The 22,494-nt window shown below is 31.6% G+C and carries 21 protein-coding genes; 10 read left to right on the plus strand and 11 right to left on the minus strand.

Annotated features, from left to right (window positions below; all coding sequences use genetic code 11):
- Window positions 1–9 precede the first annotated feature (9 nt).
- The 4 genes from BTO05_RS07785 to gdhA form a co-directional block, all read right to left on the minus strand.
- On the minus strand, window positions 10–2,424 hold the full coding sequence (locus BTO05_RS07785) for a TonB-dependent receptor domain-containing protein (protein WP_087492122.1): 2,415 nt from the start codon (window positions 2,422–2,424) through the stop codon (window positions 10–12).
- 25 nt (window positions 2,425–2,449) lie between these two features.
- Entirely contained in the window at window positions 2,450–3,172 is a 723-nt protein-coding gene (recO, locus tag BTO05_RS07790) for a DNA repair protein RecO (protein ID WP_087492123.1), read from the minus strand.
- Window positions 3,173–3,183: 11 nt separating this feature from the next.
- Complete coding sequence (locus BTO05_RS07795; RefSeq protein WP_087492124.1) at window positions 3,184–5,568, minus strand: two-component regulator propeller domain-containing protein; 2,385 nt, start codon at window positions 5,566–5,568, stop codon at window positions 3,184–3,186.
- A gap of 114 nt (window positions 5,569–5,682) precedes the next feature.
- Window positions 5,683–7,026, minus strand: a complete 1,344-nt coding sequence (gene gdhA / locus BTO05_RS07800; protein WP_087492125.1) for an NADP-specific glutamate dehydrogenase — start codon at window positions 7,024–7,026, stop codon at window positions 5,683–5,685.
- Between the two features lie 222 nt (window positions 7,027–7,248).
- Here gdhA and BTO05_RS07805 point away from each other — a divergent pair, with 222 nt between their 5' ends.
- Complete coding sequence (locus tag BTO05_RS07805; RefSeq protein ID WP_087492126.1) at window positions 7,249–8,070, plus strand: THC0290_0291 family protein; 822 nt, start codon at window positions 7,249–7,251, stop codon at window positions 8,068–8,070.
- On the opposite strand, the gene BTO05_RS07810 is transcribed toward BTO05_RS07805, so the two are convergent.
- Complete coding sequence (locus BTO05_RS07810; protein ID WP_087492127.1) at window positions 8,067–9,206, minus strand: cystathionine gamma-synthase; 1,140 nt, start codon at window positions 9,204–9,206, stop codon at window positions 8,067–8,069. The two genes, BTO05_RS07805 and BTO05_RS07810, sit on opposite strands and share 4 nt — an antisense overlap.
- Window positions 9,207–9,395: 189 nt before the next feature.
- On the opposite strand from BTO05_RS07810, the gene BTO05_RS07815 reads away from it, so the two are divergent.
- Window positions 9,396–10,106, plus strand: a complete 711-nt coding sequence (locus BTO05_RS07815) for a DUF3298 and DUF4163 domain-containing protein (protein WP_198295211.1) — start codon at window positions 9,396–9,398, stop codon at window positions 10,104–10,106.
- Here BTO05_RS07815 and BTO05_RS07820 read toward each other — a convergent pair.
- Together BTO05_RS07820 and BTO05_RS07825 are read right to left on the minus strand one after the other, a co-directional pair.
- Window positions 10,099–11,349, minus strand: coding sequence for a cation:proton antiporter (locus tag BTO05_RS07820; RefSeq protein ID WP_087492129.1), 1,251 nt, complete (start codon window positions 11,347–11,349; stop codon window positions 10,099–10,101). The two genes, BTO05_RS07815 and BTO05_RS07820, sit on opposite strands and share 8 nt — an antisense overlap.
- A gap of 4 nt (window positions 11,350–11,353) precedes the next feature.
- A complete protein-coding gene (locus BTO05_RS07825; protein WP_087492130.1) occupies window positions 11,354–11,809 on the minus strand; it encodes a DinB family protein in 456 nt (151 codons plus the stop codon).
- An 81-nt stretch (window positions 11,810–11,890) separates the two neighbouring features.
- On the opposite strand from BTO05_RS07825, the gene BTO05_RS07830 reads away from it, so the two are divergent.
- The 3 genes from BTO05_RS07830 to BTO05_RS07840 are packed head-to-tail and all read left to right on the plus strand — an operon-like array spanning window position 11,891 to window position 14,265.
- A complete protein-coding gene (locus BTO05_RS07830) occupies window positions 11,891–12,250 on the plus strand; it encodes an arsenate reductase family protein (protein WP_087492131.1) in 360 nt (119 codons plus the stop codon).
- On the plus strand, window positions 12,237–13,130 hold the full coding sequence (locus tag BTO05_RS07835) for a DMT family transporter (RefSeq protein ID WP_087492132.1): 894 nt from the start codon (window positions 12,237–12,239) through the stop codon (window positions 13,128–13,130). The genes BTO05_RS07830 and BTO05_RS07835 overlap by 14 nt, the downstream gene beginning before the upstream one ends.
- Window position 13,131: 1 nt before the next feature.
- On the plus strand, window positions 13,132–14,265 hold the full coding sequence (locus BTO05_RS07840) for a peptidogalycan biosysnthesis protein (protein WP_087492133.1): 1,134 nt from the start codon (window positions 13,132–13,134) through the stop codon (window positions 14,263–14,265).
- Between the two features lie 2 nt (window positions 14,266–14,267).
- Here BTO05_RS07840 and BTO05_RS07845 read toward each other — a convergent pair whose 3' ends face one another.
- On the minus strand, window positions 14,268–14,843 hold the full coding sequence (locus tag BTO05_RS07845; protein WP_087492134.1) for a hypothetical protein: 576 nt from the start codon (window positions 14,841–14,843) through the stop codon (window positions 14,268–14,270).
- A 26-nt stretch (window positions 14,844–14,869) separates the two neighbouring features.
- On the minus strand, window positions 14,870–15,349 hold the full coding sequence (locus BTO05_RS07850; RefSeq protein WP_087493310.1) for an acyl-CoA thioesterase: 480 nt from the start codon (window positions 15,347–15,349) through the stop codon (window positions 14,870–14,872).
- Between the two features lie 88 nt (window positions 15,350–15,437).
- On the opposite strand from BTO05_RS07850, the gene BTO05_RS07855 reads away from it, so the two are divergent.
- From BTO05_RS07855 to nadD, 3 genes are all read left to right on the plus strand, one after another.
- Window positions 15,438–16,298: a YicC/YloC family endoribonuclease gene (locus BTO05_RS07855; RefSeq protein WP_198295212.1), complete on the plus strand. Its 861-nt coding sequence runs from the start codon at window positions 15,438–15,440 to the stop codon at window positions 16,296–16,298.
- Window position 16,299: 1 nt separating this feature from the next.
- A complete protein-coding gene (gene gmk, locus BTO05_RS07860; protein ID WP_087492135.1) occupies window positions 16,300–16,890 on the plus strand; it encodes a guanylate kinase in 591 nt (196 codons plus the stop codon).
- 134 nt (window positions 16,891–17,024) lie between these two features.
- Complete coding sequence (gene nadD, locus BTO05_RS07865; protein ID WP_087492136.1) at window positions 17,025–17,603, plus strand: nicotinate (nicotinamide) nucleotide adenylyltransferase; 579 nt, start codon at window positions 17,025–17,027, stop codon at window positions 17,601–17,603.
- Between the two features lie 107 nt (window positions 17,604–17,710).
- Here nadD and BTO05_RS07870 read toward each other — a convergent pair whose 3' ends face one another.
- A complete protein-coding gene (locus BTO05_RS07870) occupies window positions 17,711–18,070 on the minus strand; it encodes a YraN family protein (RefSeq protein WP_087492137.1) in 360 nt (119 codons plus the stop codon).
- 221 nt (window positions 18,071–18,291) lie between these two features.
- Here BTO05_RS07870 and BTO05_RS07875 point away from each other — a divergent pair, with 221 nt between their 5' ends.
- On the plus strand, window positions 18,292–19,350 hold the full coding sequence (locus BTO05_RS07875) for a helix-turn-helix domain-containing protein (RefSeq protein WP_232459720.1): 1,059 nt from the start codon (window positions 18,292–18,294) through the stop codon (window positions 19,348–19,350).
- Between the two features lie 69 nt (window positions 19,351–19,419).
- Complete coding sequence (locus BTO05_RS07880) at window positions 19,420–21,531, plus strand: serine hydrolase domain-containing protein (RefSeq protein WP_087492139.1); 2,112 nt, start codon at window positions 19,420–19,422, stop codon at window positions 21,529–21,531.
- A 10-nt stretch (window positions 21,532–21,541) separates the two neighbouring features.
- Here BTO05_RS07880 and BTO05_RS07885 read toward each other — a convergent pair whose 3' ends face one another.
- A complete protein-coding gene (locus tag BTO05_RS07885; protein ID WP_087492140.1) occupies window positions 21,542–22,390 on the minus strand; it encodes a winged helix-turn-helix domain-containing protein in 849 nt (282 codons plus the stop codon).
- Window positions 22,391–22,494: the final 104 nt, after the last annotated feature.

A 22,494-nucleotide genomic window follows, 5' to 3' on the forward strand; every position in this document is an offset into this window, starting at 1 on the left:
GGGCTTTTTTTATAAGCTATATTTAGCTGATATTATAAGGTTTCTTCCTGCACCTGACATACCAGAAGAATAAGGTCTATAGCGTTGATCAGTTATATTCTCTAGACTTCCAGTAATATCAAAACTATCATTAACTTTATATTGAGCTCTTAAATTTAGTGTATACCACGATGGTGAGAATGGATTTCCATTTTCGTCCTTAGCATAAAGAAAATCTTTACTAATTTCTGATGGAGCTAAATCTTCAAAGGATAATTCTCCATTATAACTGGCATAAAAATCAAACTTGAATTTTCTATATTTCCAAGCAATATTTGTAAGCCCAAAATCTGGTGCTATATGTCTTATAGGATTTTCTGTGTTATTATCTTCTTCGATACCTCCTATAATATTATACTTAGATGTAACTCTTAAATTTTCAGAAAAGTTAATTTCTACTCCAACTTCAAAACCATAAATATTTTCTTTTGATGCATTTTGTATAGATTGTACTGTACTTAACTCACCATCATAAACAATCTCGTTTTGACCATCTAGTGTTGAATTTCTTCGTATAAGTGCATTATCTAAAAAAGTGTAATATGTTGCCATATCTAACTTTACCCAATCATCAAAATTAAGTTTCAGACCCAACTCAGCACCATAAGCATATTCAGATTTCAACCCGTTATTAGGAACAACAACTGATCCGGGTTCTGAATCAAAAACCTTACCTATATCATCAATATTTGGTGCTCTGAATGCAGTAGATGCATTAAAACTCCACTCTATCATCTTGCTAGGAATCCATCTAATCCCTGCAGTTCCAGTTAGTGCTCCCGAATTTATTTCTGTAGTATTAAAAGGAAGATTTAAAAAAGTGTTATTGTCTGTAAAATCTGCATTGGCAATAATATGATTATATCTAATACCAGACTGAAATACAAATTTATCATTTGGTCTATACTTATAACTTGTATAAGCTGCTATAGATTGCCAAGTAGACCCATCTGGATAACGAGATAATGAAGCTGAATTCTGATTTGTTATAATATTTGTTTCAAAACCTTCTGAACCTACCATATTATACAAATATTCCAATCCATAAAATAGGCTTGACTTGTTATCTAATTGCTTCTCTAAATCAAGATTGAATGATAATGCATCAACTGTTTCACTTCGTGTTCTTCTAATTTCGGATTGAAAATTTCTATCTATTCTACTTTCTTGAAAATTTTGATAAGCTGTAGTCGCTTTTATTTTGTCATAAAAATTAGAGTTACTGCTCAATTTAGTCACTGTAAAATTACCCATAAACCATTTTTGTGGTCCATAATTCCATTCAGCTGATCGCAAACCGTTGCCTCCTGGTCTTATTAATCTATCATATCTACCATATTCAGAAGTAGCTGAATAATGCAAGCCTAAATCAAATTTTAAATTATCTTCAGGTTCGTAGTGCACTTTTTGCATTAAGTTTATCTGATTATATCCTGTTGGGTTTTGAACTAAAGGTTCTGGATTATCTACCAATATGTCTGTTCCATTAAATGATTGAACAAACTGAGTTCTTAAATAATCTTGTGGCCCGTTACTACCCATTCTTAAATCTCCAAAATCGGAATAGCTTATACTAGTTAAAAAACCCCATTTTTGATAACCTAAGTTTACGTCGGCATGAATTGTTTTTTCGTTATTTGCTGATGAATAACGTGTTATTGCATTTGCTTTTAAAAACAGCTCATCCTTATATGATAACTGTGGCTTTTGAGTGTAGAAACTCATAACACCACCAATAGCATCACTACCGTAAACGACAGAGCCAGCACCAAGTGTTACTTCTGTATTATTAATTGTAAATGGATCTATGGATATAACATTCTGAACATTTCCGCCTCTAAAAATTGCATTATTCATCCTAACACCATCAACAGCAATTAATAATCTATTTGTCGAAAAACCTCTTATTATGGGGCTTCCTCCTCCCAATTGACTTTTTTGAACAAATATATTTCCAGACAAGGCTAATGCATCTGCGCTTGTTTGCGGATTTGCCTGAAGTATATCTTTTGCACTAAGACTAACAATACGTTGAGGTATATCTCTTTTACTTTGCTCGAACTTTGTTGCTGAAATTATAACTTGGTTTAAGCCTTCGACGTCTGAAACCATTAAGATTTCATAGTTTTTATTAGCTATCTCGGTTTTTGAAAATTGAACTTTTTTAAATGAAAAACTCTGAAAAATAATAATCTCGTTTTCATCAAAAATCTTTAATTCAGCTATTCCATCAATGTCTGTGACTACAGATTTTGTTTTTTTTAAATTATAAAGTACAACTCCAGGAATAGGTTCTGATGAGCCGGCATCTTTTACAATAACCGTTTGTGCGTAGGTAAAAAACGTACACAGAGTAAGCATTAGAGCTATGATTTTAAATTTCATAAAATTCAATACGGTAGTAAATTTACTAGCGAAAAACTTCGCTTAAAACAGTTAATGATTTTGGTCTTTTAAAACCCTCCAAATGTAACTCAAAATATAACAATAGCATACTTAAAAAGTCTTGACGTTCTTTGGCATTCATCATTACAGAAGATAAGGCATCAAAATTTATGCCTTGCATTTGTTTTAGTAGTGTTAAATTTTTTCCTGAAACAGAATAACTCCCTGTTGAAAATGCTTCAAAAGAACCAGACTGTAGGTTAAAAAAGTTAGATTGACCTTGAGAATCATCAGGCTGAAACCCTAAGTATCTTGATAACTTCAATAAAAAAAGAATATGAAAATTAGCATAATGTTCATCATTGTCTAAATACTGAAATGCGATTTCAATGAAATGAAATAAGTCTTCATTTTGCTCCTCTTCTTTTAGAATATTAGATAGTAATTCTGACAAAAACAATACTATTGCACTTTTATAAACATTAGTATGAAGTGTTTTATAAATATAACTCAACTTGATATCCTTTAGATATTGTAAAGACTGATTAGGCTTGTAATTTTCTTCAACAGATAGTTGCATTAATGGCTGAAAATAAACACTCTTACTCCGACTTGCTTTTGTAGATTTTAAGCCGCCTTTGACAAGATAACTCACTGCGCCTCGATGTTTTGTATACGCACGAACTATAAGGTCATAGTCTTTATACTTGATCTTACTTAAAATAATAATGTGTGATTTTATAATCATAATTATTATGATTACCTAATTATAAGAAGTTTCAGTATTTTACTTTCAAAAGTATCCAAATCATTAATAATTATAAGATATACTCCTGATGCGACTATGTTGTTTGCTAAATTTTTTCCGTTCCAAATTCCAGTTCCTCCATCAATAGCAAAGTTTGTTCTTAAATTAGAATTTCGTCTATTGACTCTTGATTGTGCTTCGGCAACAAGATTGCCTGTAACATCAGTAATTTTTACGTTTACATTTTCGGTAAGTCCTACAATCTTTACACCTTTATTAATATCATTTAAATCATTAGCCCCAAGAATATTATACTCTGGTCTTACCGGATTTGGATACGCGTAAGCGTCTGAAAGCTCTTCAACAGTAGCTGAACCACCAGCTCTGAAAGATAATAATCCGTTTGGTGTTGAAAAATATACGGTACCGTTACTATCGTCAATAGAAATATCGTTAATTGCATTTGTAGGTAATGGCGAATTATCTTTTGTGAAATGATAAATAGTAGATTGCCCGTTAGGAGTGACGTAAAAAACTCCTGAGTCAAATGTCCCTATCCACTTATTATTAGAGCCATCTACTTCAATATCCGTAATAGTTTGACTCTCTAATAACTCTCTAGCTAGGCCATCCTCAAGAAATATAATTGGCTCTACAACAACATCTTCATCTTCAAAAAAGCCTGATGTATTAAATAAAACTCTCAGACCAAAAGTAGTACCTATCCATAACTGTCCTGAGTTATCTAACGCTAGAGTTCGTACCCTTGTTGTTGGCAGACCTTCTGTTTCATCTTTTATTTGCTTTATAGTTGGACTCTCATTCTCGTTAAACGCAATAAGTCCATTGGATAATGAGGCTATCCATTTAGTATCTGTATTATTATCAACAGCCAAATCATAAAAACCTAATTCGTCAAAAACTGGGTCTACGATAAAATTCTCAAAACTAAAAGTTCGCCATTGTTGACTTGATGGGTTATATGACTTTAAAGCTAAGTCAACTCTACTAGTCATATTCCATAAATTACCTTCATCATCAAAAGCTGATGCCCCAGTTCTAATATCTACTAAATCGGGAAGTGACGGAATTATTAAAGATTGTAGCGGACTATTCGTTTCATCAAAAAAGTTTGTCGCCTCAAAATTATTAAATTCAAGCATTCCATCTATAAAAGAACTTACAAACACCTGATTTGGATTTTCTGGATTAATAGTGATTTTATTCAATTCACGCATACCTAAAAGACTTTCAAAAGGCTTATTATTCCATTGTTCGTCTCTTAAAATACTAATACCTCTACTATTTAAAGGATAAGGGTTTAAAAGATTAGTATGTTCGCCAAAAGTCACCCAAAGGCCATTTCTGAAAGCCTGAATTCTAAAACCATTATTCAACAACGGGCCATCTGGTCTTATTTCGTTAAAAGTTACTAAATCATTAATATTAGTTTGTAATACACCGAAATTACTTGTCGCTATAAAAATATCTGAATCTAAACTTACCGCCGAAGCAAAATTAGTATCGTATTCTGCTGTTTGATTTATCTGAGCTGTTAAACTAGCTGCTGAATTGAATATAAATACTGAGTCTGGTGTTGTGTATAATAGTTGCCCATCTACTGCTTCAGAATCTAAGGGCAGAACGCTAAAATTAAAAACAGGTGTCAATGCGTCGTTTACAAACTCTATAAGATTTCTATCTGTACGTAAACCATAAAGACGATTCTCGACAGTTTCAATAGACACATAACTTCCTCCTGTAATAGTTTGCCATTGATTCGAATCTATTAAATTTGGATTTGTCAGTGCTCCTTTTCTTATACCATTTCCGCTATTACAAGCAGCGTAAATGAAGTCATTGAATACAGTTGTTTTCTCTACGGGGATTTGGGTGTTATTATTTCCTATAAAATAGGTGTCTCCAAACTCTAAACGCTCTAAATCGTATACTGAAATACCGAAGTCTGTAGAGATATATGCAAATCCATTATCTTCATTAAAATCATTAATTGCTTTGGTACTTGGGTCTATACTTTCTTTTTCTAATATATCTACAATGGTGAGTACACTTTTGTCAGACTCGAAATAAACCTCGATAAGACCATTCTTATAACCAATTAAAAGAAGTTGATTCTCTTCGCTAAATTCTATTGTAGAAATTAATTCGCCAGAAAGTCCCTGAATAGTGGTTATTTTTTCAACTTCATTTGAATTGACATCATAACTAAAAATTACATTTTCTGATGCAGCATATATTTTAAAATCACTTCTTGTAACGTCGACTATATCAAAAAACGAAAAATAATCTTGCCACAAAGCCGAAAAGTCTTGTGCGTTAGTTTTAGCTACAAAACATATAGTAAGAATACAAACGAGAAAGTACCGTTTTAGCATTTGTGATTAAATTTGTTCAAATATATTTATTAGTAACGTTATTTTTCGTGTTATCATATATAAAAAAAGCTCCTACTTTATTTAGTAGGAGCTTTTATTGATTTATAATATATATTATACAACGCCTTGAGCTAACATAGCATCAGCTACTTTTACAAAACCTGCAATATTTGCGCCCTTTATATAATCGATAGAACCATCATCGTTTTTACCATATTGCACACAAGAATCATGAATATCTTCCATGATGTCTTTTAATCTAGAGTCAACTTCTTCTCTAGTCCAGCTTATACGTAATGAGTTCTGACTCATCTCTAAACCAGATGTTGCAACACCACCAGCATTAGATGCTTTTCCTGGAGCAAATAATATTTTTCCCTTTTGGAATTCATGTATTGCTTCTGGTGTAGAAGGCATATTCGCACCTTCAGAAACGCACATACAACCATTTTCTATAAGTTGTTTGGCTTCTTCGCCATTAAGCTCATTTTGAGTTGCACATGGTAAAGCAATATCACAAGCAACAGACCAAGGTCTTTCTCCTTTAAAATATTTTGCGTTAGAATATTTGTCTACATACTCACTAATACGCCCACGTTTTTCATTTTTTAGCTCCATTACATAAGCTAATTTTTCTGAATCAATTCCATCCTCATCTAAAACATAACCACCAGAATCAGAAAACGTTAAGACTGTTGCTCCAAGCTCAATAGCTTTTTCTGCTGCATATTGAGCAACATTACCAGAACCAGAAATCACTACTCTTTTTCCATTAAAAGAATCCCCTTTAGTTTTAAGCATGTTATCGGCAAAGTATACATTACCGTAACCTGTAGCTTCTGGACGGATTAAAGAACCACCCCAAGACTGTCCTTTTCCTGTAAGTACACCCGTAAAAGAATTCTTTAATTTTTTATACATTCCAAACATGTAACCAATCTCTCTTCCTCCAACACCAATGTCACCGGCAGGTACATCTGTGTTATGACCAATATGTCTAGAAAGTTCTGACATAAAGGAATGACAAAAACGCATTATTTCGTTATCACTTTTGCCTTTAGGGTCAAAATCAGACCCACCTTTTCCACCACCCATAGGTAATGTTGTTAAAGCGTTTTTAAACACTTGCTCAAAAGCTAAGAATTTTAAAATACTAGCATTTACAGATGGGTGAAAACGTAAACCGCCTTTATATGGACCAATAGCAGAATTCATCTGAATCCTGTAACCTCGATTGACTTGAAGCTCTCCAGAATCATCTACCCAGCAAACTCGAAAAGAAATTAATCTTTCTGGTTCAACCATGCGAAGTAAGATATTCTTACCATTATAAATATCATGTTTAGCTATGTAAGGAATCACAGTTTCTGCTACTTCCTCAACTGCTTGTAAGAATTCTGGCTCATGACCATTGCGTTTTCTTACTTCATCTAAAAATGCTTCAATCTTTTCTTTCATTTTGAATTATTATTAGTGTATTGTTAATTTCGAGGTACAAAGATACATTATCTGTAAAAAAATTGATTTATTTTTTCAATATTATCAATATATTTTTAACATTTAATTTCTAGCTTAGATTTTTAGAAATCGTAACAATAAAATGCATTTCGTCCGTTTTATTTTGTATTTCGTCGATATTTTTTATATTTGCTCATAATATATTTTTAAAAGACCTAACCTATGTCCATAAATTTGAGGCAATTACTTATTATTTGCGTTGTTGTATTTACTACCTACACGTCGCATTCTCAATTTGGTTTTTCCCACGAAGTTGGAGTTATAGCTGGTCCAGTACAATTTAGATCTGACTTTGGGCAACGTTTTAATGAAGAAAATAATATAGGTAATACTGGTTACGGTATTGGTCTAATACACTACATAAACTTTTCTTATCGAGCAGATTGTAATTGCTACACTGCAGACAATTATTTTAATGACCACTTTAAATTAAGAAGTGAAATTTCATTTAATAAAACTCAATTAAATCACTTTGGTCGTTGGGTAGATTCAAGTCAATTTGGTATTGATGGACAACGATTAAGAGCACATTCAGGTGAAGCAAACAATTTTGATATTGGTATGCAATTAGAATATTTTCCGTTGAGTATTAGAGCTTTCTCATCTCATACGGGCGGCTGGGCGCCTTTTGTAAGTTTAGGTGCACACTATACAATGTCATCTCCAAAGCAGTTTACCACTTTTGGTCGTAATGGAGGACCTTCAGACAATAATATTTTCAATCCGGATAACGTTTATGGCCCATGGATTCAAGCTAGTGATGGTGAATATCCTATTAATACAGATACGATTAATGCTTTTTCTATGGTTGCTAGCATCGGAACACGTTATAAATTAACCATCTTATCTGATTTAATGATAGACTTAAGATATCAATATTACTTTAGTGATTGGATTGATGGCCTTAATCACAAGCTGCCATCCAACAAATATAATGATGTTCTTTTGTGGTTAAATGTAGGGTACATTTATTATCTAGATTAACCAATAGCTTGGTCTAAATCAGCAATCAAATCGCTTTTATCTTCTATACCTACACTTAGTCTAATAAGAGCATCTACAACACCAACTTTTTCGCGTTCTTCTTTTGGGATACTTGCATGGGTCATACTTGCAGGATGACCAGCCAAAGATTCAACACCACCAAGAGATTCTGCTAGTGTAAATACTTTTAAGTTTTCAACAATTTTAATAGCTTCATTATAATCGTTTCCTTTCGCTACAAATGATACCATACCACCAAAATCATCCATTTGAGATTTTGCAATACTGTGATTAGGATGATTTTCAAAACCTGGCCAATAGACTTTTTCAATTTTTGGATGATTGTCTAAATATTCTGCAATTGCTTTTCCATTTTCACAATGACGTTGCATACGTACATGAAGGGTTTTAATTCCTCTTAAAGCTAAAAAACTGTCTTGAGGACCACAAATGGCACCACTTGCATTCTGAATAAAATATAATCTATCAGCTATTTTCTTATCCTTAACAACTAAAGCTCCCATAACTAAGTCACTATGCCCACCAATATATTTAGTGGCGGAATGCATGACAACATCGGCACCCAAATCTAATGGGCGTTGTAAATAAGGTGTCGCAAAAGTATTATCAACCGCTAAGAGTACATTTCTACGTTTTGATACCTCGGCAATAGCCTTGATATCTATAATATTCATCATCGGATTGGTTGGTGTTTCAACCCAAATAAGCTTGGTGTTTTCATTTATATAACCCTCAATATTTTTGGCATTTTCCATACCAATAAAATGAAATTTGATTCCAAAGTCTTTATAAATCTTAGTAAACAAACGATAACTACCACCATATAAATCATTAGTAGAAATCACCTCATCTCCGGGTTTTAATAATTTTAAAATGGCATCGATAGCGGCCAACCCAGACGCAAAAGCTAGACCATAATTTCCGTTTTCTATACTGGCAAATGCATTTTCCAATGCATTACGCGTTGGGTTATGCGTTCTAGAATATTCGTAGCCTTTATGGCATCCAGGTGTCGTTTGAGCATACGTCGAAGTTTGATAAATTGGAGGCATTACTGCACGATAAGCTGGGTCAAGTTTTTGACCACCATGAATTGTCTTAGTATTAAATTTCATCAGTTAATATTTATCGTTTTTTTTTTGTCAGATGGAATTCGCCAATTATAATTTTAGTAGATATTTATCTTGCTATAATGACTCATTTCATAGAAATTGGTTTGAGAACATAACAAAGCTAATCTTAAATTCGTTGTATTCAAACGTAAGCTATACCTTTATTGAATGTTTAACAAAAGTCATTTTAGTTTGAAAAAAATAGCATTATTACTAATTTTTATACTCTTTTTAGTATCGTGTAAAGAAGAAATAAAACCACTTACTTTCGATATCTCTTCTGTAGACAGAAAATTTGAAGCTGATATAGAAGTCTCATATGATGTAGCGAAAGCGAATTCTGATATTGCTAAAACTTTAAATAAAAATATCACTTCGGCAATTTTAAAATCTATACCAAATTCAAAAAACAACACTTCAATTGAAGAAGCACTTACCGCCTTTGATGAAGACTATAAAACCTTTAAAAAAGAATTCTCTGACAGCGAACAAACATGGTCCTTAGCTGTAGAAACAGAATTGCTCTATAAAACTGAAACTATAATTACAATGGGGTTGAGTGTCTATGCTGACACAGGTGGTGCTCATGGCAGTGATACTATTCAGCTTTTGAATTTTAATCCTGAAACTGGAAATTTATACTCTAATGAAGATTTGTTTAGTGATATTGAAGGTTTTAAAAAAATTGCCAAGACTTATTTTTTAGACCATATGAAAAATGAAGGTTCTGATATTTCAGAATTTTTCTTTGGAAAAGATTTTCAACTGCCAGAAAATATTGGATTTAACGACGAAGGTATTATTCTACTCTACAACGTTTATGAAATCGCTTCTTATAATCAAGGCTATACTGAGTTTGTGATTCCAATTGAAAAAGTAATAAAATACCTAAAAATTAGTTAGAATATTTTTTTGTAATTCCTTTAATAATAGGACCTACTGTTAAGCCTTGTCCAATAATAGATACGATAACTACGATATAGGTAATTACTAAAAATAAATCTTTACTCATATCTGCTGTTAAACTTAATGCTAGAGCGATAGAAATACCTCCTCGCAAGCCACCCCATGTCATAATCAATGTTGTTTTTGGCACAAAATCTAATCGTTTAGCAAAAAACTTTATTGGCAGAAATAAAGACATATATCTACACATTAATAATATTGGAATAGCTAAAAGACCTGCATAAACATAACCCACATCCAAAGGTAAAACTAACATTTCCATTCCAATCATTACAAATAAAATAGTGTTAAATAACACGTCAATCAATTCCCAAAATTTATCTACATAAACTTCTGTTATATCGGACATTGATGTTTCTCTAACTGTGTCATTTCCTACTATTAAACCTGCTGTGACCATAGATAGAGGTGCTGACAGATGCCATTTATCAGCTAAAAGTGTTCCGCCCATTACAACTGCAAGTGTAATAATAACCTCTACTTCATAATTGTTTATGGATTTCATTAATCTATAGGCTAACCAACCTAATAAACCTCCAAGTAATATGCCACCTCCAACTTCTTGAATAAAAAGTGTTGCTATTTCAGAAAACTCAATAGCAGCATCAGGTTTCTTTGCAATAGCATAAATAGTCAAAAAAATGACGACACCAACACCATCATTAAATAAAGATTCTCCAACTATTTTTGTTTCTAATTTTTTAGGCGCACCTACCTTTTTAAGAATACCCAAAACAGCAATTGGATCTGTTGGAGAAATCAATGCCCCAAAAAGGAGACAATGAATAAAGTTCACATTAAAACCCATAGCTGTTAAAAGCGGATACATTATTACACCTACTAACAATGTAGATACTAGAACACCAATAGTAGAAAAAGCTAAAATTGGCCATCGCTGTATTTTCAATTGGTCAAAATTAGTATGTAATGCTCCTGCAAAAAGAAGAAAGCTTAACATCACATCTAGCAATAAAGTTCCAAAATTTATATTGGAAATAAAGTCGCGTTCGGTTTGTAAAATGGTGTCATCAAATTGTCCAATAATTACAGCTACTAAAGTAAAAACTATTGTGATTAGCACTAAACCAATAGTGATTGGTAATTTTAAAAATCTCACATTTATATAACCAAAAAGTGCCGATATAACTATTAGTGTTGATGCAATACCAAAATAATCCATAGTCTTAAAGTGATTTAATTAAAGCTAAAATATAACCCAAGTGAATGCCTTCATGAAAATTATTAAATACCAATGCTTCATCTACACTTGTTAATGTACTTCCGGTAGAAACAGTGTATTCTTTATAGTTTTTAAAAGCTCTAGCATTGTAGTCCACTTCTGTTTGGTCTAACGGTGTAAATAATAAATTACGGATTTCATCAACTTCTGATTGATATAAATTACGCTCAGTTTTTGTACCTTTTCTATATTCTGAAATCATTTTATCAGATAAAACGCCTTCTAATCCAGATAATTTATATATTAACAACTGTTGTGTAACAATACAATGTGCAATATTCCAAATAATATTATTTCTGAAACCTTTAGGGACTTTATTCAATTCTTCCAGACTGAACTTGTCTAAAAACCCTTGAAATAAAACTCTATTTTTTCTCGTAATATCTATACCGTAATGCATTCTTATATTTTTATTAAAAGCACAGTTTATTCTTTTTAAAAGAATTTACTTTGCACCTACAAATTACGTCATTATTTAAAGATGAAAAAAATATATCACCTAAGTACTTGCGATACTTGTAAACGAATTATTAAAGAACTTGATTTACCATCAGACTTTATACTTCAGGACATAAAGACTGAAACTATAACTAATGCTCAAATTGAAGAGATGAGGTCGATGACTGATAGCTATGAGAGTTTATTTAGTAAAAGAGCGAGGCTTTATAAAGAGTTAGGTCTTAAAGAGAAAACACTTTCAGAACACGACTATAAAAACTATATTTTAGAACATTACACGTTTTTAAAACGTCCTGTGATTTTATGTAACGGACAAATTTTTATTGGCAACTCCAAAAAAGTAGTCGAAGCTGCTAAAAATAGTATTCATGCAGAGTCGTAATTTTGCAATTGTCGCACTTTTTATGGTGCAATTGCTATATGGTTTAAATTATACATTTGCCAAAAACGTTATGAATGCTGGTTATGTAAAACCATTCGGTTTTGTACTCCTACGCGTTGCTGGTGCTTGTGTATTATTTTGGTTAGTCAGCCTATTTTTACCAAAAGAAAAAATTGATAAAAAAGATTTCTTTCAACTTTTTCTAGCTGCTGTTTTTGGTGTTTTTATAAATATGCTTCTATTCCTAAAAGGATTAGAATTTACGACACCTATTCATGCTTCAACAATCATGACCATTACGCCGATAGTCATATTGATACTTTCGGTTTTTATGCTTAACGAACGTATTACAAAACTCAAGATATTAGGCGTTATTATAGGCTTCATTGGTGCTTTAATTTTAACACTTTATGGGCAATCTGCACGCGAAGCAGATAATGTACCTTTAGGAAATCTCATGATATTTTTAAACGCAGTTTCGTATAGTGTTTATGTGATTTTGGTTAAAAAACTAACCGCAAAATACACACCTTTAACGCTTATAAAATGGTTATTTTTATTTGGGTTAATATTGGTGTTTCCATTTGGTTTTTCAGAATTACGCGATGTACAATGGCAAACATTTACACCATACATTTCATGGTCAGTCGTTTTTGTAGTTGTCGGTGCAACTTTTGGCACATATCTACTAAATCCAATGGCTATTAGTAAACTTAAAGCCTCTACTGTTGGCATTTTTATCTATTTGCAACCTGTAATTGCTGGGCTTTTTGCAATATCTACAGGTGCTGATTTTATTGATACCATAAAAATTGGTGCGATGCTCTTAATATTTTTAGGTGTATATTTTGTGAGTAAAAAAACTAAAACCACAAACTAATTTGTCTTTAAAGACTGAAATATTTAATACGGTAAATAATATACCACAAGCCTATTGGGATAGTCTTAATTGCTGTACAAATATTTACTATTCTCCAGAGTTTTTAGAAGCCTTCGAAAAAGCGAATTCAGATATAGATTTTAATTATGTCTTTGTCACCAAAAATGGAGAAGCCATAACATTTGCAAATACGCAATTGGTGACTATTAGTGTCAAAACTATTACTCAGAATATAAAGATGAATGCTTGGTTAAAGAGAAACATTAACCGATTGTTTTGTAATAATCAAATACGAATTCTTTTTTGTGGAAATGTGTTTTTAAGTGGGGAGTACGGTACATTCTTAAAAGAAGGTGAAGAGAAGATTGAAGCTTTTGAGGCACTAGCTGAAGGTATTAAGCGTCTTTCAAAATCTCTAAAAAAGCTAACAGGCCTTTTTGTGAAAGATTTTAAAAACGAGTCACTTTATATAACTAAACATTTAGATAAGTTTGGATATACGCCCATGCAGGTAGAGCCAAATATGATTATTAGCCTTAAGTCCGAATGGGAAACTTTTGAAGACTATAAAAAGGCATTAAAATCTAAATATCGCGTAAAAGCAAACAAAGCAGACTCTAAAAGTGCTGTTTTAGTTTCAAAAGTGTTTACTTCTGAGGACATTGAAATTCACAAAAAAGAACTGCAAGACTTATATCAAAACACTATTAATAATGCAGATTTTAATGCGCAAATTCTAAACTTAAATACTTATACCTATTTAAAAGAATCTTTTGCAGAAGCCTTTACAGTTATGGGATATTTTTTAGAAGGTAAACTCGTTGGTTTTTTATCCGCAATGAAGAATGGTAACAACCTTGACGCCCATTTTATTGGTATAGATTACAGTAAAAATAAAGCGTTAGCTATATATCCAAGAATACTAAACGACTATGTCAGACTTGGTTTAGAAACAAGAGCTTCTCAAATTAATTTGGGTCGTACAGCATCAGAAATAAAGAGTACCCTTGGCGCAGAACCTGAGGATTTGACTTGCTATTTTAAACACAAAAAGGCTTTGCCAAATTCAATAATAAAATCCTTTGTAAAAAATGTAACTATTAAGACTTTTAAACAGCATGAGCCGTTTAAATAAATTTATTTTTTAGCCAAACGTTTCTCTAGCCAAACTAGTTGGTTCTCTTCAATGAATTTTAATGGTATTATAATTTCTGGATAGCTTTTGTGGTAATCTAGCGAGTATATTTTGAGAAATTGGTTATCAGTTTTATAGTAATTAAGAGACTTCCAATTTTTACTCCATTTTTGTACTTTACTAGAAAATTCGAGTTCTTCTTCATTTAATCTATATTCAATTTCAGAGTTAACCTCTTTTAGTTCATCCAATTTGTCACTAAACAATTTTTCTGCAGCACTTTTATCTTTCTGATTTTTGTATAATCCATAAATACTATACAATAAAACAATAAATCCAATAATTACAAATAGGTAATATTTCTTGTAAGCGACTTGTTCAACTCCATCAGTATATGTTATAATTTTTAAATAATTATCATCTGTAAATAATGGAAATACTAGACTAAAAGCTAAAATGAACTGAATAAGTATTATAGCTAAAGATTTAATTCCAAAAAAATAATTCACATAGTCTTTCTTTATTTTTTGGAAATAACAATCAATTTCTGATGAGTCTATTTTAATTATATTTTTCACAATTTAAAATTACAAAAACAGTATGATTAAATACTCATGTTCTTAGGCTTTACACCATGTTTACGCGTGTCTTCTTTTGTTAGTGTTTTAAAACTTTCAGACTTTGGGAATTTATCTGCTAACTTTTTTAAAGCTTGAGGTAGTGCACAAAGTTTTCGAGTTTTAAGGTCTATCCAACCGCCTTGCATTTCGCAATGCGCAAGATTTACACCTTTATGGTTATAAAAATTATGTTCAAACATAAAAAACATACCATCTTCACTTAATCCAGAAACTTCAATAGTAACTGTGATTGGTGCGCCAATAAAAGACTCTTTGAAGTAAAACATATGCTCATAAAAAACAACTGGACCAATCCCATGTTTCATAATTTCTGCCATAGAAAACCCTTGCTCTGCAAAAAAAGACATACGTGCATGACTCATAAAATTTGTATACGCTGAGTTGGCTAAATGTCCATTTGCGTCCACATCACTCCATCGAATTTCAAATTGTTTTTTGTACATAATTTCATTCATTTTATTGAAGCTGCAAAGATAAAATTAAAACCGTTCTATTTTGTACCTTTGACCAACTTTAAAAGTTCTGTATTACATGATACAATCTATGACTGGTTATGGGAAATCTGTCCTTCAGCTTCCAACCAAAAAAATTACAATAGAGTTAAAATCACTTAACAGTAAAAACCTAGACCTAAACGCACGTATGCCTTCAATGTATCGTGCCAAAGAGTTAGATATTCGTAAGCTTATTGCCAAACACTTAGTAAGAGGAAAAGTCGATTTTTCGCTTTATGTAGAGGTTACAGGTGATGATAGTAGCACAAAAATTAATACAACTGTTGTTAAAGAATACATCAAACAACTAAAAGATGTTATTAATACAGGCGAAGAAACTGAATATTTAAAAATGGCAGTACGTTTGCCAGATGCAATTACAACAGAGCGTGACGAAATTGATGAAGATGAATGGTCAGCTATAGAAACTGAAATAAATAATGCCATTGAGCGTATTAAAACCTATCGTAAAGACGAAGGTGAAACTTTAAAGCAAGATTTTGAATCTAGGATTGCAACATTACGAGATTTACTAAATCAGGTTATAAAAATGGACCCAGACCGTATTGATGGTGTGCGTACAAGGCTTGAAAAAGGCATAGCAGATATCAAAGAAAAAGTGGACGAAAACCGTTTTGAACAAGAGCTTGTTTACTATATCGAAAAATTTGATATTACTGAAGAAAAGGTAAGACTAGACAATCATTTAGACTACTTTATTTCATCTTTAAATTCTGAAGATTCTAACGGCAAAAAGTTAGGCTTTATATCACAAGAAATAGGAAGAGAAATTAATACTATTGGGTCTAAATCTAATTATGCGCCAATGCAAAAGTTAGTCGTACAAATGAAAGACGAACTTGAGAAGATTAAAGAACAAATGCTAAACGCGTTATAAAGTGGCAGAAAATAACACAAGACAACAAGGCAAACTAATTGTGTTTTCTGCGCCATCAGGTTCAGGAAAAACTACAATTGTACGTCATTTACTAAAACAAGAAGAGCTTAATTTAGAATTTTCTATCTCTGCAACTTCTCGCGAAAAACGAGGTAAAGAAGTACATGGTAAAGATTACTACTATCTGTCACTTACAGAATTTAAAAATAAAATTAAAGCTGACGAATTTTTGGAGTGGGAAGAAGTATATAGAGATAACTTTTACGGTACTTTAAAAAGTGAAATCGAACGTATTTGGGCAAAGGGTAAGCATGTTATTTTTGATATTGATGTATCTGGAGGATTACGTATAAAACGTAAATTCCCTGAAAAAACATTAGCAATTTTTGTAAAGCCACCAGACCTAAACGAGCTCGTAAGACGCTTAAAAGACCGTGGCGAAGAAAGTGAAGAAAAAATAAGCATGCGAGTATCTAAAGCACCTGCGGAATTAGCAACAGCACCTCTTTTTGATGAGATTGTTGTTAATAAAGATTTAGAGCAAGCTTTAGATGATGCTTATAAATTGGTTTCAGAATTTATAAAAGATTAAGTAATTTGTCATTCTGAACGTAGTGAAGAATCTCATAATTGTAGTTTATATTTTTTAGATTCTTCGTTTCACTCTGAATGACAAAACGTTATAAATTATAAATATGCTGAAACAAGTTCAGTATTACTAAGATTATGAAAATAGGCTTATACTTCGGAACGTTTAATCCAATACATATTGGGCATTTGACCATAGCCAATCACATGGCCGAGCATAGTGATTTGGACCAGATTTGGTTTGTAGTCACACCTTTAAGTCCTTTTAAAAAGAAAAGCTCATTATTAGACAATTACCAACGTTTAGAAATAGTACATCTAGCCACTAAAGATTATGACAAGTTAAGACCTAGCGATATCGAGTTTGGCCTTAAACAGCCCAATTATACAATAGATACACTTACCTATTTACAAGAAAAGTTTCCAAAAAACAACTTTTCTTTAATTATGGGCGAGGACAACTTAAAGGGTTTTCACAAGTGGAAAAACTACGAGCTTATTTTAGAAAATCACGACATCTATGTGTATCCAAGAATTTCTGAAGGCAGCATTGAAACTCGATTTGATGGACACCCAAAAATTCACCATGTTAATGCACCGATAATGGAAATTTCTTCGACATTCATCCGCAAACAAATTAAAGCAGGTAAAAATATAAGACCATTATTACCAGAACATGTTTGGGCTTATGTAGATGAGATGAATTTTTTCAGATAAACTATAGTCATATTTTTCATTCTGAGTGAAACGAAGAATCTCATACTAAAATCAATATAGATTCTTCACTACGTTCTGAATGACACTCAGATCAAAAACAATTCTTATCAGAAATGATAAAACGCGTTTTCTAAATGCTCAATTTTAAATTTGCCTTTTTCTTTTACAATTGCTATAATATCAAAACGTACCTCAACGTCTAAATCATTCACTGTAACATATTCATCGACAGCTTTAACTAAATTTTTAATCTGTTTTGGTTTTACAAAATCTTGAGGGTTTCCAAAATCTGTTGTGGAGCGAGTTTTTACTTCTACAATAGCCAGAATATCTTTTTTCTGAGCAATGATATCAACTTCAGCTTTTTCAAAACGGTAATTGCGTTCAACTATTTCGTAATCATCCTTTAAAAGAAAATCTACAGCAAGTTGTTCTCCCTTTTTTCCGAGTTCGTTATGTTGTGCCATATGACTAAAATAGAAAAATAGTATTACTTTTAAATTGTAATATAAAACCTCGACTTATCAATTCACTATTTGATTTCCCGTTTAGCTTCGGGCAGAAAAGTTCTTTACTCCTGATTTTCTTTTTTCATGGAATAGTTTTTTCTTTTCTACTATTACGAATTGGCATTCTTAACAAAAACAAGGCTGCTAAATGGCTTAGCCTATTACTGTTTTTATATGCCATGTATATAACACCTTACATGTTAGGTTATTCAGGATGGTATTCAGATAATTTAAGAGTCAATATTTTATTCTTTAAACCATATACAGCGGATATTCTATTCTTTATACCGTTTATGCAAGTTTTGTTGATTGGACCTGTCGTTTACTTTTACACCAAGAGTATATTAAACAAAAGTTTTAAGCTTACAAAAACAGATTATATTCATTTTATTCCAACTATATTATATGCGATATATAGCTTAATCGTTTTTATTACTGACAAACTTATTTTAGACGAATACTACTTTTATGCCGATGGTAGAGATAAAGATTTAGCCAATTGGTATCAAATAACTGGACTCATATCAATGGCATTTTATCTTCTTTTAAGCCTTCGCTATTATTTTGACTACAGAAAACTACTTTTTGAAAAAGTGAGTTATGCTGACACCTTACTTTTTAAATGGATTCGAAATTTCATGATAGCTTTTTTAAGCATTCTAATATTGAGAGTGTTATTTTTTATTATTAATCCCGAATGGGGAAATTTTGGAAGCCAATTTTGGCATTATATAGCATTCTCATTTATATTTTATTATATAGCAGTAACTGGATATGGCCATGTTATAAAACAAACAACGTTAAGAAATGAAAAATTAAAAGTCATCAATGTTTTTGATGATGAAAATTCAATTTTAAAAAAAGATTCTAAAACAAATACTACTGAACCAGACACTTTAAAATGGAGAGAAAAACTTTCAAATTTAATGATTGAAAAAAATCTATTCGAAAATCCTCGTTTAACACTTTTGGACGTGGCAAATGAATTAGGCACCACATCAAAGACTATATCTTCGGTTGTTAATTCTGGTTTTAATATGAATTTCAATGATTTTGTAAACCATTTTAGAATTGAAGCTGTAAAAGACAAGTTAAATAAGGGTGAGCAATCGACTTCTACTCTTTTAGGGATAGCATTAGATTGCGGCTTTAATAGTAAAGCCACTTTTAACAGAGCTTTTAAGAAAAGTATGTCTCTGTCTCCCAAGGCTTATTTAGATGAATTGACTAAAAAATAGGTCTCAAATCAAGATTTGAAGCGTTTGACATGGGTTTTTACTAGACTTTTGCTTTAATAAAAATTCATCATGAAAAAAAACATCACATTACTTGCCGTACTATTTTCAATTTCACTAATTGCTCAACAGCAAATACAACAAATAGATTCAATCATTAACTCAAAAGTTAATGAGAACGACCCTGGTTTGGCTGTTGGTATTATTAAAGATGGTACCATTATTTATGAAAAATATCTTGGTTTAGCTAACCTTCAGCATCAAGTAAAGTTTGATGAAAAAACAAGATCAAATATTGCATCTACAGCAAAACAGTTTACAGCGTTAATGATTTTGGATTTACAGTTAAAGAATAAACTGAATTTAGAAGATGACATCAGAAAATACCTTCCACAACTTTATGAAAATGTTTCTGATGAAATTAAAATTAAACATCTCTTGAATCATACAAGTGGTATTAGAGATTATGTAGAATTATTAGATTTAGAAGGTGATGTTTGGTGGAAAAGATTTGGATTTGGTAATGATGATATTCTAGAGCTATTAGAAAATCAAGTAGATTTAGGATTTAAACCAGGTTCAAAATACAGTTACAGCAATTCTAACTACAATGTACTTACTAAAGTTATTGAAAAAATAACAGGAGAAACTTTTAATAATTATTCTAAAACGTTCTTTGAAAGCTTAGGAATGAACGAAACCTCTTTTGTAGAAAGATATATGAAAGTCATTCCTAATAGAGCAAATCCTTATTCTGATTGGGGAAGAGGAGAATGGTGGGAAGTACCAACTGTAACTAAAACTAATGGCGAAGGTTTTTTGTACACAACATTAAAAGACCAATTAAAGTATGAGATTGCAGTTCAAAACGCAAAAAGAGATAAAAATCTTCTTTTAATTGAAAGTCAAAAACCAATACCTAATAGTAAAATTAAAACTTATGGTTTTGGTTTAGAACTAGAAGATAGATTCGGTAGAACTGCGGTCCACCATTCTGGAGGAACATATGGCTTTCACTCACAAACATATCGTTTTCCTGAAGATAATCTAACCATTTTTGCAATGAGTAATAATGGTAATATTAGTACTAATTTAATTGCACAAAGTATAGCAAAGTTGTTGCTGCCAAAGTCAACTCAAAAACCGAAATATGATTCAAAATTTTATGAAGTAAAGAATCTAAAAGATAAGGTGACTATTTTAGGAAAATACATTTATCCAAATAAAGATAAAATAGTTGAAATCATTGATGAAGAAGGTAAAATATTTTGGAAAGAGCGAAGCTTTACTGTAGGAATAGTGTCTGAGGATAAAAATGTATTTTCTTTCACAAACGACCCAAAATTAAAAGTTGTTTTTGATGAAAATCAAATGACAGAATATTATACTTCAGGTAAAACTATGATTTACAAAAGAATTAAGGAATCATCAAGGTCCTTAAATGATTTAGAGGCCTTGGTTGGCACATATAATAACGAGGAATTATCGATAAATTTCGAACTAAAATTGACCAGAGACAACACCTTACAATTTAAACTATCAACCAATAAAGAGTTTAACGATGTCAGAGTATATAATCAAGCATATTTACAGGTAAATAACTTTTTTTTGAAAGTAAAAGAAGACCAATTTAATAGAGTTACAGATATAATACTTACATATGGTAGAGCAAAAAACATTAGATTCAATAAAAAAACGAACCTAAAATTTCAGCCTAAAATTGAAATTGAAGATGGCTCTATTAGTGTCACCACAATTGGCTCAAGAAATGGTGATACATCAGACATTCTATTAACTAAAAACTATCCTAACGGAAATGAAATATGGTCTAAACGTTTAGGAGGAAGCAGCTGGGACAAAGCAAGTTCAATAATTGCTACAGAAGATGGGTATTTAATTATTGGCTCGACAAGCTCTTATGGGAATGGTAACTACGATATGTATGTTATTAAAACCGATAAAAAAGGAAATCAAATTTGGCAAAATACTTATGGTGATTTTTATAATGAATATGGATATTCTGCTGAAATGACTGATACCGGTTATTTAATAAAAGGAACAGTTCAAAACTGCACGTCCAACTCAGATATTTTTAATAGAAAATGTACAACCAGTGTTTGGTTTGTGTCTATAGATGATAAAGGCAAAGAGTTATCTAATGAAATTTTAGAAAGTATGGAGTAAGCACTTACCGTTATTGAGAAATTACAAGTTTATAACCAATTCCGTGAACATTTTCAATAATTACAGAGTCATCCTCTTTAAGTTTCTTACGTAATTTTGAAATAAACGTATCCAAGCTTCTACCTACGATAACACCATTGTCTTCCCATACACGTTTTGTTAGCTCATCTCGTGTCACAATCTGATTAGGACTAGCTACTAAAATAGCCAAAAGCTCACACTCCTTTTTAGACAGCGTTATCTCTTCAGCTTCTTTAATTAGTTTATTATGTATTTCGTAAAACTTATATTTTCCAATAGCGATGAAGTTTTCTTCGATCCTTTTTTCTGAAGTCTTTTTCATTTTAAAAATACCAAAGGCTACAAAACCAATAGTGATAAATCCAAAAATAAAGACTATAATTTCTCTTGAAAAAGTTGATGCAGAATCCTTAATAAATCGGGCTTCAATATAATAACACTCAAAAGGTAATTCTCTACTTATACAAGGTATAATGGTTTTGTCTTCATTTGCACTCATTTGGTAGCTGTAGGCAACCTCATCATCTTTACATTGTAAAACTTCTACACGATAGTGATTTGGAAGTTCTGACTTTTCAAAATTTTTGCGAATAATCGTAACTAAGCTATCTGGACTAAATGACAAATTTTTCTGAAAAGATAAACGATACTTCAATGGTGTAATCGCTTTGATAGGTAAGACTAAAGATGTTGAATCTTGATTAGCAAGTAGTAATTGATTCCCAACCTCTCGCATAGAAATTTTCACAGTTTCTTCTAATTCTTCATATTCATTATTTGAACAAGAAAAAATTAGAAACAGGAAACAAATAACAGTATAGTTTATAAGGCTTTTCATATTGCTGGTAAATAACACAAAATTTCACGACATTTTACAAGTCTTGACACTTCTTTTACACTTTTTTGACATTCTGAAGCATTGCTACTTCTAGTTTTACCAAA

This window comes from Winogradskyella sp. PC-19 (assembly GCF_002163855.1).
In the GTDB taxonomy this organism is placed as follows: domain Bacteria; phylum Bacteroidota; class Bacteroidia; order Flavobacteriales; family Flavobacteriaceae; genus Winogradskyella.

Excerpts from the sequence above, each read along its gene's own strand:
- BTO05_RS07850 (WP_087493310.1), bottom strand. The coding sequence starts at position 15,349 with ATGTACAAAAAACAATTTGAAATTCGATGGAGTGATGTGGACGCAAAT.
- BTO05_RS07785 (WP_087492122.1), bottom strand. The coding sequence starts at position 2,424 with ATGAAATTTAAAATCATAGCTCTAATGCTTACTCTGTGTACGTTTTTT.
- BTO05_RS07880 (WP_087492139.1), top strand. The coding sequence starts at position 19,420 with ATGAAAAAAAACATCACATTACTTGCCGTACTATTTTCAATTTCACTA.
- BTO05_RS07820 (WP_087492129.1), bottom strand. The coding sequence starts at position 11,349 with ATGGATTATTTTGGTATTGCATCAACACTAATAGTTATATCGGCACTT.
- BTO05_RS07825 (WP_087492130.1), bottom strand. The coding sequence starts at position 11,809 with ATGCATTACGGTATAGATATTACGAGAAAAAATAGAGTTTTATTTCAA.
- BTO05_RS07885 (WP_087492140.1), bottom strand. The coding sequence starts at position 22,390 with ATGAAAAGCCTTATAAACTATACTGTTATTTGTTTCCTGTTTCTAATT.
- recO (WP_087492123.1), bottom strand. The coding sequence starts at position 3,172 with ATGATTATAAAATCACACATTATTATTTTAAGTAAGATCAAGTATAAA.
- BTO05_RS07795 (WP_087492124.1), bottom strand. The coding sequence starts at position 5,568 with ATGCTAAAACGGTACTTTCTCGTTTGTATTCTTACTATATGTTTTGTA.
- BTO05_RS07830 (WP_087492131.1), top strand. The coding sequence starts at position 11,891 with ATGAAAAAAATATATCACCTAAGTACTTGCGATACTTGTAAACGAATT.
- BTO05_RS07835 (WP_087492132.1), top strand. The coding sequence starts at position 12,237 with ATGCAGAGTCGTAATTTTGCAATTGTCGCACTTTTTATGGTGCAATTG.
- nadD (WP_087492136.1), top strand. The coding sequence starts at position 17,025 with ATGAAAATAGGCTTATACTTCGGAACGTTTAATCCAATACATATTGGG.
- BTO05_RS07810 (WP_087492127.1), bottom strand. The coding sequence starts at position 9,206 with ATGAAATTTAATACTAAGACAATTCATGGTGGTCAAAAACTTGACCCA.
- BTO05_RS07805 (WP_087492126.1), top strand. The coding sequence starts at position 7,249 with ATGTCCATAAATTTGAGGCAATTACTTATTATTTGCGTTGTTGTATTT.
- BTO05_RS07855 (WP_198295212.1), top strand. The coding sequence starts at position 15,438 with ATGATACAATCTATGACTGGTTATGGGAAATCTGTCCTTCAGCTTCCA.
- BTO05_RS07875 (WP_232459720.1), top strand. The coding sequence starts at position 18,292 with ATGTATATAACACCTTACATGTTAGGTTATTCAGGATGGTATTCAGAT.
- BTO05_RS07870 (WP_087492137.1), bottom strand. The coding sequence starts at position 18,070 with ATGGCACAACATAACGAACTCGGAAAAAAGGGAGAACAACTTGCTGTA.
- gdhA (WP_087492125.1), bottom strand. The coding sequence starts at position 7,026 with ATGAAAGAAAAGATTGAAGCATTTTTAGATGAAGTAAGAAAACGCAAT.